The 15144-nt window shown below is 58.0% G+C and carries 11 protein-coding genes; 4 read left to right on the forward strand and 7 right to left on the reverse strand.

Translation table 11 applies throughout. From position 1 onward, the window contains the following. Nucleotides 1-54 precede the first annotated feature (54 nt). On the forward strand, nt 55-213 hold the full coding sequence (locus tag PJW05_RS02400; protein WP_003084988.1) for a YqaE/Pmp3 family membrane protein: 159 nt from the start codon (nt 55-57) through the stop codon (nt 211-213). A gap of 126 nt (nt 214-339) precedes the next feature. Here PJW05_RS02400 and PJW05_RS02405 read toward each other — a convergent pair whose 3' ends face one another. Continuing rightward, entirely contained in the window at nt 340-1188 is an 849-nt protein-coding gene (locus tag PJW05_RS02405) for an EamA family transporter (RefSeq protein WP_271410353.1), read from the reverse strand. 116 nt (nt 1189-1304) lie between these two features. Here PJW05_RS02405 and PJW05_RS02410 point away from each other — a divergent pair, with 116 nt between their 5' ends. Then, nucleotides 1305-2180, forward strand: coding sequence for a LysR substrate-binding domain-containing protein (locus PJW05_RS02410; RefSeq protein ID WP_271410354.1), 876 nt, complete (start codon nt 1305-1307; stop codon nt 2178-2180). Nucleotides 2181-2374: 194 nt separating this feature from the next. Here PJW05_RS02410 and PJW05_RS02415 read toward each other — a convergent pair whose 3' ends face one another. Further along, nucleotides 2375-2833, reverse strand: coding sequence for a phage antirepressor (locus PJW05_RS02415; RefSeq protein WP_271410355.1), 459 nt, complete (start codon nt 2831-2833; stop codon nt 2375-2377). A 406-nt stretch (nt 2834-3239) separates the two neighbouring features. On the opposite strand from PJW05_RS02415, the gene PJW05_RS02420 reads away from it, so the two are divergent. Then, nucleotides 3240-3737: a DUF1543 domain-containing protein gene (locus tag PJW05_RS02420; RefSeq protein WP_271410356.1), complete on the forward strand. Its 498-nt coding sequence runs from the start codon at nt 3240-3242 to the stop codon at nt 3735-3737. 318 nt (nt 3738-4055) lie between these two features. On the opposite strand, the gene PJW05_RS02425 is transcribed toward PJW05_RS02420, so the two are convergent. The 5 genes from PJW05_RS02425 to PJW05_RS02445 form a co-directional block, all read right to left on the reverse strand. Then, nucleotides 4056-6596, reverse strand: coding sequence for a hypothetical protein (locus PJW05_RS02425; RefSeq protein ID WP_271410357.1), 2541 nt, complete (start codon nt 6594-6596; stop codon nt 4056-4058). Further along, nucleotides 6593-9250 (reverse strand): P-loop NTPase fold protein, encoded by a 2658-nt coding sequence (locus tag PJW05_RS02430; RefSeq protein WP_271410358.1) that lies wholly within the window; start codon nt 9248-9250, stop codon nt 6593-6595. The genes PJW05_RS02425 and PJW05_RS02430 overlap by 4 nt, the downstream gene beginning before the upstream one ends. A gap of 66 nt (nt 9251-9316) precedes the next feature. Further along, nucleotides 9317-10087, reverse strand: coding sequence for a nuclease-related domain-containing protein (locus tag PJW05_RS02435; RefSeq protein WP_271410359.1), 771 nt, complete (start codon nt 10085-10087; stop codon nt 9317-9319). Between the two features lie 167 nt (nt 10088-10254). Next, nucleotides 10255-11376 (reverse strand): Fic family protein, encoded by a 1122-nt coding sequence (locus PJW05_RS02440; protein ID WP_271410360.1) that lies wholly within the window; start codon nt 11374-11376, stop codon nt 10255-10257. An 878-nt stretch (nt 11377-12254) separates the two neighbouring features. Beyond that, nucleotides 12255-13477 (reverse strand): IS3 family transposase gene (locus PJW05_RS02445; RefSeq protein WP_271408042.1). Its coding sequence is split into 2 segments (ribosomal slippage): nt 12255-13132 and nt 13132-13477, totalling 1224 coding nucleotides; the frame shifts between segments, so codons are not numbered across the junction. 618 nt (nt 13478-14095) lie between these two features. Here PJW05_RS02445 and PJW05_RS02450 point away from each other — a divergent pair. Further along, nucleotides 14096-15139, forward strand: coding sequence for a hypothetical protein (locus PJW05_RS02450; RefSeq protein WP_271410361.1), 1044 nt, complete (start codon nt 14096-14098; stop codon nt 15137-15139). Nucleotides 15140-15144 lie beyond the last annotated feature (5 nt).

The following is a 15144-nucleotide window of genomic DNA, read 5'->3' on the forward strand; positions in this document are numbered from 1 at the left end:
GTCAGTGGGAATGTCGGTTACCAGGCCGATGATCTTTCCTGAAAGGAGCTTCACATGGACCTGATCCGCATCCTCATCGCCATCCTCCTGCCGCCGCTCGGCGTGTTCCTCCAGGTCGGGTTTGGTGGCGCCTTCTGGCTGAACATCCTGCTCACCCTGCTGGGCTATATCCCCGGCATCGTCCACGCCGTGTACATCATCGCCAAACGGTAGAGCGCCCCAAAGAACAACGATTGATGGGTTTCGCAGGCTCGCGGAACGCCGCCCGACCCATCCTACAACTCAGCGTCTGTTCCGTAGGATGGCGTAGAGCGAAGCGAAACCCATCGATCCGGGGCATCAATCCACCATCTTGATCAGCAGGATACCGGCCGTGACCACGCAGGCGGCGACGATGCGGCGGATGCCGAAGGGCTCCTTGAACACCAGGCTGGCGATGACCGCGGCGATGATCACGCTGCTCTCGCGCAAGGCCGCGACCTTGGCCACGTTGTCCAGGGTCATGGCGAACAGCACCAGGCCGTAGGCCACGCAGTAGTTGAAGCCGCCGAACAGCCCGATGCGCCAGTTGTCGCGAGCGAAGCGCAGCACCAGCGGGCCCCGGCGCATCCAGGCCAGCACCGGAATGGTCATGCTCTGCATCAGCGTCAGGTAGACCACGAACTGCAGCACACCGTCGGCGCGGCGCACGCCCTGGGCGTCGATCAGCGTGTAGAGCGCAACCCCGGCGCCGGCCAGCGCCGCGCAGCCCAGGGCCTTCAGCGCGTTCGATTCCAGGCGGGTGGAGAGCAGGCTGAGGATGCCCAGGGAAATCAGCACGATGCCCAGCAGCATGGCGCCGGACAGGTGCTCGCCGAACACCAGCCCCGCGCACAGCGCCACCAGCAGCGGCGGCAGGCCGCGCACCACCGGGTAGACCTGGCCGAAATCGCCGTAGTGATAGGCGCGGATCAGCAGCAGGCGGTACAGGGTGTTCACCACCACCGAAAGACCGATCAGCCCCCACACCACCAGCGGCGGCGGGCTCACCAGCGGCAGCAGCGCAATGCTGAAGCAGAAGGCCACGCCGTCCACCAGCGCCATCGATGAGAGGCGGTCGCTGCCGGACTTGATCACCGCGTTCCAGCTGGCGTGCATCAGGGCGGACAGCAGGACCAGCAGGGTGGCGAGGTCGGTATCGCTGAACAAGGGAAACTCCGGCGGAAGTGCGGCGGGATCAATGGAGCCTAGCCTGCGGTTTCATCTAATCATCATTCAAATCGTTTATCGTTATCCGCCGGATAAGTCCTGCTGATGGAGTGGCCATGAACCTGTTCCAGCTCCGTGCCTTCGACGCGGTGGTCCGCGAGGGCAGCTTCACCCGCGCCGCCGAGCGCCTGTGCATCAGCCAGCCGGCGGTGACCGGGCACATCAAGGCACTGGAAGAGCATTACCAGGTGCGCCTGCTGCGGCGTTCCGCGCGCCAGGTGGAGCCCACCGAACTGGGTCGCGACCTGGCTGCCATCAGCCACCAACTGTTCGCCCTGGCGGAACAGGCCGAAGACCTGCTGGACACCAGCCGCGCCCTGGCGTCCGGCCGCCTCGACCTTGCCGCCGACAGCCCGCACCTGGTCATGCCGCTGCTGGCGCGGATGCGTGAGCGTCATCCCGGCGTGGCCATCAACCTGCGCCTGGGCAACACCCAGGAAACCCTCGCCGCCCTCAACGGCGAGCGGGTGGACCTGGCGCTGGTCAGCGACCTGACCGAACGCCCCGGCCTGCGCCTGCAACCCATAGGCGAGGCGCGCCTGTGCCTGCTGCTGCCGGCGGGCCATCCGTGGATCGGTACGCGCGAGGAAGTCGCGCTGCACGCGCTGCGCGGCGAAGTGCTGCTGCAACGCGAGCCCGCCTCCCTGACCCGGCGCACCTTCGAGAAGGCCTGCAGCGAACAGGGCCTGGAACTGCGCGCGGCGCTGGAGCTGAACAGCCGCGAAGCGGTGATTGAAGCTGTCGCCGCCGGGCTGGGGCTGAGCATCCTCTACTCGCTGGAGGTACCGCGCGACCCCAGGGTGGCGGCCTTGCCGCTGAAGGGCGAAGGACTGGTGAGCCGGCACTACCTCGCGTGCCTGGAGAGCTACGCGGAGCTGCGGGTGGTGAAGGCATTCTTCGAGTTGGCCGGCGACCCCCCCGCCACGCCCTGAATACGTAAGGTGGATGACGCTTCTCCCTCCACCCTCGGCGCCATGCCGGTGAAGCGGGGCCCGCACTCACCGCCGCTCCTGGATTCCATTCGGGCCACGATCCGGCCGGCTGCGCCGAGAGGCCCCTTTCTTGGGGGCCAAGAGCAAGTCCACGTTCTACGAACGTGGATGTTTACTCGTGCAGGAACAACGGGCTACGGCGTCTTGCCCTCGAACAACTCCGCCACGTCGGCTACCCGCACCCACTGCCGCCCCTGCCACTCCATCAGGCTGTACTCCTTGCCCCGCCATTCCACCCGACGCTGCCGGGGCAGGTGAGGGCTGGCCGCCGAGCGCAGGGCAGGCACCACTTCGCCGGTGAACCACTGGCGAAGGCCTCGATTCTCCGGGTGGTAGAAGTTCACCTTGAGCAGCTCGCAAACGGCGCTTTCGCTGATCAGCAGCTCCCACTCCACGTCGCCCTGGTGATTCTCCAGACGCTCCCGGCGCCATTGGTCCGGGTCCAGCTTGCGGGGCAGGTGTTCATCGAAATGGCGGTTGGTCAACGGACCCAGGTCGCGGGCCACCACCCAGACCTGATCGTCGATCAGCAGGGCGCGAAACGCACGGTGGTGGCGGTGGAAAACGCTGGGAACGTAATAGTCGTGGGACATGTGCAGACTCCTTCCTGGTAAGGGGAGCCGCCACCGGATCCTTGTTGCGTGAGGGTGGCGGACCGTACGAGGTGTGGAATGCCGGCACAAAGTTAAACCGGAGGGCTTGCGCCCGCCTCGCACGGTCCGCCATAGACCGCCAGGATTGTCGAATGAAACGTCCATTCGCTGACCCTGCTTATGGCGTATGTGTCTCAACTTTGTGCTCGGGATTCCACTCCCGGCCGCAGCCGGAGCTGCGACGGGGGGAGACGCTACAGACGAGCCTTGTAGGCCGGCAATGACGAGCCGGAGTAGGAGTTTTCGGAAGAAGCATGACGCGGAATCCCCCGCATCCGATGCTAAGATCGCCACCCGCTATGTATGGATGTATATAGCGATCAGCCATGAAACCAAGGAGACAGACATGTTGTACGTGGTGATGCTGGGCGGCCGACACCCCCGCGCCAAGATCGAGGTGCACGACGTGGTATTCGCCATCGCCGACACGCTCGAAGGCACCTACCCGCAACTGCGCGAAGGCTGGTTCGGCGCCCCGGCGGGCCTGCACATCGACGCCTGGATGGCCGTCGACGGCGTGGCAGGCTACCGCGTGACCTTCACCGACCAGGCCCCCGCCGGCGGCGACCCGCGTCTGTTCTTCATCAACCTCGGCGGCTACGAAACCGGCGTTTTCGGCGAAGCCCACAGCTACCTGCTGGTCGTCGCCCGCGACAAGGCCGACGCCAAGGCCCAAGGCAAACGCCAACTCGCCGAACTCGCCTGGGCCAAACCCCACACCGACAACCTCCACGACGTGGACGACTGCATCCCGCTGGACTGCGTGGCAGGGCGCTACATACACCTGATCGAAGGCGAGAACGCCGGAGTCGCGTGCGGCAGCGATTACATCGTGCTGTCGTGAACAACGGCCCGGAAACGCAAAAGCCGCGCACTGCGCGGCTTTTGATTTGGTGGGCCCACACGGACTCGAACCGTGGGCCACAGGATTATGAGTTGCCTCGAAACGCTGCAAGCCCAGTAAAACCGTGAGTAGCTCAGTGCAAGTAAAATAAGCTGAAGGCAGCGTCGTTACTGGGATTGAGCGAAATTTTGCAAAAGCGATAGAAGCTAGGCACTGTACCGCCAGTGTACTGTTTTTTGTACCGTGAAACGGTCAGGTGCTAGGCGTCTCATACCGTTGACCGACTGGCGGGTGTGGCCTCAAATCTGTGGCTAATCCTTAACCCAGAAATGGGTCATGGAAGCGATACGCCCGGCCACGCTCATTGACTGGAGCTAGAAGCGCCAGTGCCGCGTGGTCGCTAATGCCTTGATTACGCAAAGCTACGTATAGCTGGTAGAACTCACCGTTCAAGTCCCCCGCGAAAATACCGGGATCGTCCGAACCGAGAGAAACCATAATTTCTGGATCTCCTTCTTGCACAAAGCCCGGCGCTCGCATCCAGCGCAGAGAGTGATGCTCGCTAAAGCTGTTGTACTGACTGATGCGGACATTGCTCGATGGCAGTGTTTCGATGATCACGTTTCGGCGAGCGACCTCATGCATTAAGGCCTGCTGGAGATGCAGATAGGTGGCTTCATCGAAGTAGGCTGCGTCAACGCTCTGCAGTGCCTCACTGCGCTCCCACAGTTCTCGGTCGCTAACCCATTCCCACAGCAGCTTTAAGTGTTGAGGGCTGCGGCGTTTCGCATCCAAAACCCTTTGTGCTTCACTCTGCCAGAGGTCACTCAACGGAGTTATGTCAGCTGACCAGTCCGTTTCTAAGGCAGCTTGTACAAAACGGATGTTTAGATGCCTTAGCGCCATGGCGGCGTCTAGTGAGGTACAGCTGATATCTCGGCGGAACACCTCGCCGGCGCACTTGGCCAAATCGTCTGCCACGCGAGCGGTTGTGGCCGCTGCGCAAGGCACGGTACGCAGCAGACGCCAAGCGGCCAGCAAATCCAGCATCCACTCGCCTTTTTTGACCACCAACTGTCCCGGCATACGCTCCAGCCAAAGCCGGGGAGAAATACCCATCGCAGTGCCGTGGCCGATGCGGTCACCATCACGAAGGTCAAGAAGCTCCAGTGCGTCATACATGGTTCTCAGCCCACTCAAAAGGTGCGCAAAATCCTCGCCTGCATGATAAGTGCGGTGAGTTAGGCCAGCCCGATTGCACACGCGATAGCAACTGGCAAATATCTCCGGAGGTGCGTGCAGCTCATTCGCGGCGGCGTCTATTCCACGCACCCAGGTCCGCAGGCGTGGCCAACGAGCGAGGCATTCAAGCAACACATTAGCTGCAAGCTCCAGTTCCTGACGTTGCTTATAAAAGCGGTACGGACCTGCCTTCCGACCAGGCGCCCAAGATTTTTTGATGAAATGTACAACCAGAGCAAGACGGTGATGCGACCGATCAAGGGGGGACGTTTTACGAAAATGTTCTTCCAGTTTTTCCAACAGCTCACCAAGCTTGTGAGGCACTAGATTTTCGCTATGACCCTGCGGGTCTTGATTGTGTAGGTAACGCCAGTAGCCGCCCAGAACAGCTTTGAGCAATTGGTAATTCTTGCGCAATGTGTCTTTAGGAGAGAGTCGTCCTTCCAAGTAGGTAGTGCGGCTTACATTCTGCGCTCTGCCATGTATCGCCCAAAATCGAGGCAGGTAGTCTTCCTCTGCGGGGTCTCGCAACTTGTTGTAAGTAAATTTCTGAAATTGATCGAAGCCAAATTGCTCCTCGCTTTGTACCAGAAGGCGGTAATGTTGGTTCTGGAGCATTAGATAAGTATGGAACATGCGCTCAAGAGCCACGCTGGGTTGACTCTTGAGTTTTAGTAAAAGCTGTTGCATCCAATACAACTCACTCGCCGTGCAGCTTTGTACGGAGAGCTGCAAGTGCGCCGACGCTGGGAGCGGGACATCCCTCTGCAAGCTCTCGTCTTCCATCAGTTCGGAGAGATCGTGGGGCAGTTGGACATCGGCGTTGAGTGTGTCGGTCGCTGCCGCAACCAGCCACTTTCTCAAGCGGCCTGCCGCCACTAGTTGACGGTGCAACTCAGCAGGTGAGAGGTCCGGGTTGATCGATCGCGCCAACTCGCGCACTGCTGTGGCGTCGGCGGCGTTGGGGGTGTGCCACTTTAGGCTGAAGTCCTTTGTTTCTTGCTTAGGCGCGCGAAGGGCGCGCAGCCAGCAATTCTCCGCATGGGTGCTGCCGTTGAGATGCAAGTGCGTTTCGTGCAGCCCTTCACGCCCTAAGTAATCTTCTACTAAGGGGTCGTATGGGCTAACGACAGACAAATTCTTGCTGGCCCAAGTTTGCGGGGGTTCCCAAGGCCATTGTGTGTGCTTCTCAGTTGTTCCCCTCGCAGGCGGCTGCGCCAAGAGCTGTGCCGCCGCCAGCAAGGGGAGCCCCGAAATACGACTTACGACGCTTTGCTGCCAAGCACCGAATTTCTGTTGCTTTACATGCAAGCTCCAGTGCCTTTGTTCTAAAAACTCATCGGCCATTGCCTGCAGCGCACCTAAAAGCAGCCCTGTGCTGCCTCTGTTCGTCGACTGCTGTGCCAGCAGATGCCAGCTATGTCCAAACACGTGATCCGGCAGGCGTGCCGACCAGGGCAGATACCCCAGATAGACCGCCTCACGTAGGTCGATCAAGTTCAGGTGCTGGTTAAACGGCTTACGCCGCACCAACGCAAGTACTTTGTAACTGGAGAGGAACGTCGTGCCTATCTGAGCAATAACCGAGGCAGGCTGTTCATGTGTGTCGTTCTTCAAGACTCTACGGACTCCTCATCAGCGCTGTCTTGAGGGAGGCCGCTGGAAGTAAATTTCTTCCATTTTGTGCCGGCAATATATGTTTTGTTGATCTTGTTCCAAGTTTTGGTAGGGCACATCAAATCTTTAGCCTGAAGCACTGAATCCCCAAGTCTAGAGCCGTTTAACTCATCTTGCGCAACCAGTGATGTTGGGTGGCAGGAAAGAAGACCATCAACTAGCTCCTTCGATTTGGCGGTTGCCTGCAACAGTCCTAAGAGTAAGGGGCAGGTGGCTATAAGGTAGGTTAGGGGGAGCTTTTGGTGAGACTCCTTAATGTCCTTGAACTTCTCAATAAAAGCTTTGCCAGACGTCAGAGGGTTAGTGCGATCTAATGCAGAACTGCTCTCAGTGAAGCCCGCGCTGCTGCTTAAATGGTAATCTCGCTCCTCGATATAGACAGCATTGATGACGCACAGCGCAAAGAGCTCCATCAGGCCGGCTGTCCCCGTTGACATCGAGGAGACCCTCGGTCTATTGGCGTCACACACTTTCTCTAGACTGAAATACAGACGAGTCCAGATCTTGCCAATCAATACAGCTGATGGGTTCAGCTGTTTACGAACTCCTACTGTTATAGCCAACCAATGCTTGATTGATGCTTCAAGCGTGGAGAGCTTTCCTGCGTCCTCCGACGCATCTTGCTCGAGCTCTTCCTCATCTGCCGCGTCAGCTTCCCACTGTGGTCGGGATACGCTCAGCGGGGGGAACGGTTTGGGTAATACGCTCAGGACAGGGTATTGGCCATCTTTCGGTTGAAGCGAGAGTAACCGGGCGATGAGGCCAAGGATGTTGTAGATCGATGCATAGGTCCTAGTTGATGTCCCCGATACGTCCACAAGGCTTAACGCGAAAGCCGGAAGTTCAGGGCATTCTCTGATGACGCTAGCCGCTGCTTTATAGCCCGATTCGCTCTCAAGGGGGGCATGGTCAGGCTTACCCTTGTTGAGTCCAATAATGCCGGAGTAGACCAGTGGGCTCTTTGGGTTAGCTCCATGAGGTGCGGAAAAAATTGCCACAGCATGACGGGCCCAGTTGAGTGCGTCCTCTTTGCGACCAATGCCCATATATTGTTCGAACTGTATGCGAAGGCTCTGGCGAGCTTCTTCGGTCTGAAGGTCTTTACCCTTGCGCCGTAAAACCTGCCCGAATAGCGCCACGCTACCGGGGGCGGCCAGCATGTAGTCGATTAGCGCCGCTGGTTTTTCCGCACACAGGCGGGTTACATCCGCTGAAAGCGCCGCAAAGCTGTTCTTGAGATCGGCGTCACTTGGCTGGGGGCGGAGGTACACAGCCGTGTCGAAGTCACCATCGCGGACTGCCAAGTCGAAAACAGCCTTGGTAAGTGCAGGTAATTCGTGAGCGGCGATGGCGTCAACATCCACACCGAATTTATACAAACTACCCAGAGCCAACGCGCGCAAGCTCTCGCTCAGGGCTTCGGACAGTTCTAGGTCCCATGTATCGGTTTGATCATTTGCGCCTTCTGATGTGAGGTAGGGCGCGCATCGCGACATTACCTGAAGCACCGAGCGCAAGGGCTGTTTAAGTAAGAACTCTTGATAGAGCTCAAGATCGCGTGGATTTTTGATTCGCAGGCCGCGCCGGATCAAGGTACTGACTAATTCTTTGGCAGTTAACTGCTTGTCCCATTTGGAATGGGTCAGCCGGAACCGATTTTCATCGTGTTGAAGCAGATTCCACAGTGGGCGCAATTGTAAGCGACGGTGCATGGGGAAAAGCTTGAGCAGATATTGGTCTTCTAAGTGGTCGACCATCTTATGGCGCTGATCCGCACGTTCTTTCCCCTGGCCGTGCTTAGCATCACCCAAGCTGTCGTAAAAATGGTCTCTCACCATCAGCGAGTACAGCTCAATATCGCCAGTAACCAGGACCACAAGGCTTGGAGTATCAAGGTATTTGCGTATGCATTCGAGCACGCTGCGTGCGTGTTGCGCATGGGTATCGGCGTCGTCGAAGGCGAGGACGAGCGCATCGGCATCTAGAATCGTGCAAGCCAACTCGAGCAGCTCATGGAGGCTTTTGCGTAGCTCCGTACTGTGTCCTGCGCGCTCTAATCCCCATTCAAAAAAGAGCTCTGGATCTAGATCCTGAAGCTGGTCGTGGTTCGAGCTAAACAGGCTCAAGCCACCAGCGAGCTTTTTGAACTGTTCGCGGAAGCGCTCGATAAGTTGCTCCCCAGCCAAACTGGCGCCTTTTCTAAAGCTCGTAATGCGGTCTTTAAGGGCCTTCAGGATGCTTAGCAGGATGATTTCACTACGCTCAATCCGGCTCGGATCGATATAGGCCAGAGGGCTGACGTTTAGCCCGATCTTTTCATTGCCTAGGGCATGAAAAGCGCTTTGCAAGAAAGTGGACTTGCCCGCGCCGCGGGTGCCATCAATGAAGTAAACCAGCCCGCTGCCAGGAGGGGCGCTACCTACCGCTCTGGTTGGCAGTTTCCTCTGGAAACTCTCCAGATCCGCGGCAATGCGCTGTCTTAGCTTGTTGTAGCTCTGATGCTGAACGAGTTGGTTCACTTCAAGTTTTGCATTAGTGTCGCTGTGATCGAGATCGATGATGATCGTGGTCGGGCTTCCGGCTGATGCGGTCATGTACGTCCTTGGAAATGTCTTGGTTACGAAAAAGGCCAGAGCGTCCTGCGTATCAGTGGATTGCTATTAAAGTCTCTGCATGGTTTTGCATTTGGGGAAGGTTGAACAGCCCCAGAATTTTTGGCCGGCATTGGCCCCTGTTTTACGGATGCGAACAATCATAGCGCTACCGCATTTCGGGCATTGCCGTTCGGCTGTCGGATCACTCCGGCGCTTGAGGTTTTGCACATGCTCGCGGTGGGTGGCGAGGCTAGATGCGCGGCGGCCGGTTTGCAGGGCGTGCAGCATGGCGTCGACTTCAGACGCGCTGAATACCTGCTGCTGGAATGACTGGATATAGCGGATAAAGCCAATGCCCTGGGTCACGTTGGCCGGCACTTCGGTCTTGAAGGTGCTGCCGCCGACAAAGGTGATGACCGAGTGCAGGTGCTCGGGGCTGACGCCAAGGGTGGTTTCCAGGGCTTTGAGGTGTTTGTAGTTCTGCCGCAGTGGGTTCTGAAATTTGATGCTGCGTTTGGGAAACTTCTGCGTCCACTGCGCTTGCTTCTCGCCACCGAAGATCCAGCCACTCATGTTCTTCGTTTCAAGCACGAAGATGCCATAGGGCGAGAGGAATACGTGGTCGATCTGCGTGGTGCCGTCCGGCGTGTTCAGGGTGACGTTGTGCAGGCGGCGGTAGGTCTGCTTATCCAGCTGCCAATGGGCGAACAGGCGTACCAGCAGTTCACCGATCTGCCCTTTGGCCCAGGGCGATTTGAGCAGGCCGATCAGCAGCGCTGCTGGGATGAACCAGGTCAGCATGCCCCAGACCTGGGCGACTATCGGGCTGTAATCCATTTTCTTCCTTGAGCCGAACTGCTTAATGGAGAGGCGAGCAGGTGTGCCGAAATCCAGACGCCTGGCACTGAGCCGATAATGGCCAATTGCTTTCGAGTGCTCAAGGGGATCGCGACCATTGTCCTATGGTGCGATGACGCACCAAGCGCTGATGAGCTCAGCTCAGCTCAGCGTGCTATCTGGTAACGGGTGCTGCGCCCGCCACCGGGCAGTCGCTCGATGCAGCCCTTTTCCAGCAGGTCGCTCAGGTGACGGGTCGCGGTGGCTTTGGATACCTTGGCTACGGCCTGGTACTGGGCGGCGCTGATACCGTCCTCGAAACCGCGCTCGCCGCCATCGAGCAGGCGGTTAAGTACTTTGATCTGCTCCGCTGATAAGTTTTGGCTGCGGTGTGCCTGCCAGAAGCGCGCCTTGACCAGTACGCGGTCGATGCGAGCAAGGGCTTGCTCCAGGCTGTTGAGCAGCGTTGCTAGAAACCACTGCAGCCAGGCTGTGATATCCAGGGTGCCTTTCTGGCTGGCTTCGAGGATGCGGTAGTAACCGGCGCGGTCGTCGAGGATGCTCGCAGACATCGCATAAAAGCGTATGGCCTCGTGTTCGACCTGAGCCAGTGCAAGGTCGGTAATGGCGCGCGTGAGGCGCCCGTTGCCGTTATCGAAAGGGTGCAGGGTAACGAACCAGAAATGGGCGATGCCGGCGCGCAGAAAGGGATCTAGGCTGGCATCCCTGCGGCTGCTCTCGAACCATGCGAGAAAGTCGGCCAATTGCGCTTCCAGCCCTGCGCGCGGAGGCGCTTCGAAATGTACGGTCGGTTGGTCGATGCGACCGGAAACCACCTGCATCGGCTCTTCGCCGCGCAGTGTGCCGATGTACAGAGGTCTAGCCAGAAGTTGGTCATCGCTGGGGAATAGCCAACGGTGCCAGGTAAAGAGTCGCTGTTCATCTAGCGGTTGTTGATGCGCATGGGTGGCATCGAGCAGCAGTTCCGCCAGGCCTTCGGAGCGCGAGGTGGTACGGCCTTCTTCGTTCAACCCCAAGCGCCGCGCAAGTGATGAACGCACCGAACCGACATCCAACTGCTCACCCTCTATGGCAGAAGAGGTGACGATGTTCTGCAGCATGGCATCCAGGCTGCTCTGCACTTCGGTGTCACTGCCCACCGCACCGAGCATTCCCAACAAACGACCCTGAGCCTGGCTGCATGCTCGCAACAGCGGGGCGAGCGCTTCGGCTTGCCAACTGAAGTGCGGCCAATCGGGCTGCTGCCAGATCCAGAGCGGGTCATTCATAAGGGTTGTTCATCAGTGAGCCGATTAACGAGCCTATTCGGCTCATGAAGTGAGCCGATAATGCCGCCTATTCGGCTCACTGTCTAATTCTCAAGCCGGGCTTGCTAGGCAGATGAGCGCTTCTGATCAGGGTTGTTGCTCGCGCGCTTTTTTCAGCGTTTCAGAAACATCGGTGAAAGAGGTCATTTGTAGCTCTTGGGCTACAAAATGGCGCAGCCCGAGCTGTCTTGTAGCTCAAGGGCTACAAGCTTCCAGGCATGGCTCTGTGTCTGCACCGGTTTCCGCTTGTAGGTTCGGTTACCGATGCCTGTTCCAAGCTGATCGCAATGAGGAGTGTTAGGCACGCGCCAAAGCCAGAACTGGCGGGAGTTTGCGCTGTGCACGGCACGCCTCTGCATGCATTGAGTGCCGTCTCCAACCCCCGTGCAGACTGCTTTTCGGGCCAACGAAGTGCCGCCACCTTTTATCTTGCCCTCCAACTTTTCCGTATACTCCAAGCTGCTGGGTAGGGTAATGATGCAGAGGGAATGGAGGGCTCTGCCTTCGAGAGTGGTGGGCGAGGGCAAGTCAACGGTACCCGGCTGGACACGCCATCGACATCAACACCGACGCAATAACGATTGCTCCGTCGACACGAGTTTGGCCGCAAGGGCAGCGCGCGAACGACCACAACGTCGACAGGCACTAGGCTGAACAGGCGACAGTCGAATGAGTTGTTGCTGAGCAGTAACCACGTCTCGTTAACCAAGCGCTGACGAGTACCTCAGCACAGCCGCGCGCGACTTAGGTGATGCTAGGTTATTGTCTGGTCACAACGACACCATCGGCGCGCATCTGGCTGTGGACTTGCCCCTATCAAACCGGACACCGGCACCCCGTTAAGTTGATGCCTCAGCCAAGCGCCTGAACTCGCGAGGCGAGCGGTAGTTCAGTGCGCTGTGCGGATGTTCCTCGTTGTAATGCTCGAAGGCGATGGCCAGGTTGCGCAGGGCCGTCGCCCGATCGGGCTTGGGCATGTGGCGGATGTAGTCGCGCTTCATTGTCTTCACGAAGCTCTCCGCCATGCCGTTGCTCTGCGGGCTGCACACCGGGGTTGTCAGGGGCAGCAAACCGATCTGTCGGGCAAAGGCCCGGGTCTGTTCGGCGGTATAGGCCGAGCCGTTATCGCTCAGCCATTGCACCGGCGACGCCGGCAGCTCGCTACCGAAGCGTTGCTCGATGGCTTCCAGCATCACGTCGCGGACATCGTCGCCACTGTAGCCGTTTGGGCTGGCTACCCAACTGATGGCCTCGCGGTCGCAGCAGTCCAAGGCGAAGGTCACGCGCAGTTTTTCGCCGTCCTCGCAGCGGAACTCGAATCCATCCGAACACCAGCGGGTGTTGCTCGTGTCCACGGCAACACGACCTTCGTGACGCCGCGCTACACCCGGCTGTTTACGCCGCCGCTCTAGCAACAGATCGTGGTCACGCATGACGCGGTAAACCCGCTTCACATTGACCGGTGGCTGGGCCTGCTGCTCATGCTGCCGACGCAACAGACCCCAGACCCGGCGATAGCCGTAGCTGGGCAACGTGCCGACGGCCTGCTTGATCTGCTCGACCAGGGCCGCATCGTTGAGCGTCCGGCGACGACGCGGCTGCAGCCCCGGAACAGGCTGTTTGAGTCGAGCCGTCAATTGCGAGCGCGCCACACCGAGACTCTCACTGACCGCTTTCACTGGTCGTCCCCCGGCAACAAGGGTGAGTGCGCAATCCATTTTCGCGAGCGGGCGATCTCCACCGCTTCCTTGAGTATCTCGGCTTCCATGGTTTTCTTGCCCAGCATCCGTTGCAGTTCGCGGATCTGCTTAAGGGCATCGGCCAGCTCGGAAGCAGGCACCACCGCTTCACCGGCACTGACCGCCGACAGGCTGCCGTCCTGGTAGAGCTTGCGCCAATGGAACAGCTGGTTGGGATTGATGCCGTTGCGCCGGGCCACCACCGAGACACTTTGTCCGGGCTCCAGGCTCTCGCGCACCATAGCCAGTTTCTCCTCGACGCTCCAGCGGCGCCGCCGCTCCTGGCCGAGCACTTCGATGGTCTTGTCTTTGCTGGTAGTCATAAACACAGTCGTTTGCCTATCCCTTATGGTAAGGGGGAAACGGTGTCCTGTGTTTCAAGGGGCTCGTTCAACCGCAGAGGGGATGGTAGTGATCGGGCGCTCCAAGGACCTTACGCAGGAGCAGAAAGATACCTTAATGATCAATAACGCGAGGTCCAACGTTAAGATTCTCACCTACGATGATCTTCTGGAGCGCCTCCAGTGCTTGATCGAGGTGCTCGACAAGTAATGATTGAAAAACAGGTCCGGTCTAGCTTGATCTTCAATGCACCAACCCTCCCTTTGTGCGCGAACGTGCGATTCAGTTGATGCGGAGCTTGGCGACTTGCTCGTCAATTTACTGCACTGAATTGGTCCGGAATCCTGGTAGCTCCTTATCTTGAGCTGTCAGTCGCCTAGTGATTGAGTTGCAGGGTGCAGCACTTTGCGACGATTCCCTTTCGTCCGGGAGCGATTCATCCTCTGCTGGTTGACGAGTGCCTGATGGCCGGGCACTGAGTTTTACGGTACTTTGTGCTGGCATGAGGCCATATCCACAGCAGGACGCACCTCCACGGCTCGGACCAATAGCTCCTGCCGATACCGTTCCTGCGAATTCATTTCGTGACAGGAACGACTATGTCAGGCGGCGAAACCGAAAAAATTGCGAAGCTCGCGGAGCTCGTTTCCAATGACATCTTCAACTTCTTCAGGTGGACGAGAGAGGGGCCAGCTAACCTCAACTTCGCCTGTGTGAAGAAGGAGACTCACGCGCCCTTGAAGAAATCCGAGCACACGCATCCGGCTGACGTGGTGTTCAAGTACGCAGATCCTTACTTGAATAAAGCCATCTACCTTCATACCGATTTGAAGAGCTATGCAGTTGGCTCCATTACTCTGGACTCGATCAAGAAGGCCTTGAAGTCCCTGGGTAAGACAATTGACTGCGCTCGCGCTTCGTCGGAATGGCAGACTCGCTACCATTTGGCTAAGCGTGAGAAGTATGAAATTCGTGGGATGCTTTTTGTCTATAACCACGATGACGAGTACGACAAGAATTTCTACGATCACTTCAAGGATTACAAGGGTGAGAATCTGCACATCAAAGATTCTCAGCAGGTTCATATCGTTGAACCTTCATTGATCAATTATCTGAAAACGCTGCAGCTAGATGTAAACAATCTCAGGGCGGAAGGTAAATTTCCGAGAGACAATTACACCTTCTACTACCCCGACCTCGTCTTGCACAAGGCCAGTGGTGAATACTGGGAGCGTGCGGCCACCGCAGAGCTGATTGCCTCGCCGTATATGATCATTCACCACAAAGAGGTGATCTCATACTGCGAGAAAGCCAAGGAACTGGCTGAAACTTATAGCGAAGGCTATCTGATCTATTATCGCCGCGATGGCAGCACCGAGATTGAGTTCAGATACCTCTTTGACGCGCTATCTAGATTTCAGATCCTCAATGCCAACAAGGACTTGAAGATTCGAATCAGGGTTGCCAATCGCCACCATAACGGCAGCATCATGAGCAATTTTAATGCTGCCATCAACAGCTACGTGACCGAGTGGGGCGAAGACGAAAACCGCAAGCGGAAACTGCAGGCGATCGAACTGGAGATCGTGAATCACGCGGTTCCGAACTATAAGCCAGAAGTAATCGGATGGGAGCGAGACTGACATGA

Origin of the sequence: Pseudomonas sp. Q1-7 (genome assembly GCF_028010285.1) — a bacterium.
Lineage (GTDB): Bacteria > Pseudomonadota > Gammaproteobacteria > Pseudomonadales > Pseudomonadaceae > Metapseudomonas.

What these genes read in the sequence shown, in the direction of transcription:
- PJW05_RS02440 (WP_271410360.1), bottom strand. Translation starts at nt 11,376, where the DNA reads ATGAATGACCCGCTCTGGATCTGGCAGCAGCCCGATTGGCCGCACTTC.
- PJW05_RS02415 (WP_271410355.1), bottom strand. Translation starts at nt 2,833, where the DNA reads ATGTCCCACGACTATTACGTTCCCAGCGTTTTCCACCGCCACCACCGT.
- PJW05_RS02435 (WP_271410359.1), bottom strand. Translation starts at nt 10,087, where the DNA reads ATGGATTACAGCCCGATAGTCGCCCAGGTCTGGGGCATGCTGACCTGG.
- PJW05_RS02430 (WP_271410358.1), bottom strand. Translation starts at nt 9,250, where the DNA reads ATGACCGCATCAGCCGGAAGCCCGACCACGATCATCATCGATCTCGAT.
- PJW05_RS02400 (WP_003084988.1), top strand. Translation starts at nt 55, where the DNA reads ATGGACCTGATCCGCATCCTCATCGCCATCCTCCTGCCGCCGCTCGGC.
- PJW05_RS02420 (WP_271410356.1), top strand. Translation starts at nt 3,240, where the DNA reads ATGTTGTACGTGGTGATGCTGGGCGGCCGACACCCCCGCGCCAAGATC.
- PJW05_RS02450 (WP_271410361.1), top strand. Translation starts at nt 14,096, where the DNA reads ATGTCAGGCGGCGAAACCGAAAAAATTGCGAAGCTCGCGGAGCTCGTT.
- PJW05_RS02410 (WP_271410354.1), top strand. Translation starts at nt 1,305, where the DNA reads ATGAACCTGTTCCAGCTCCGTGCCTTCGACGCGGTGGTCCGCGAGGGC.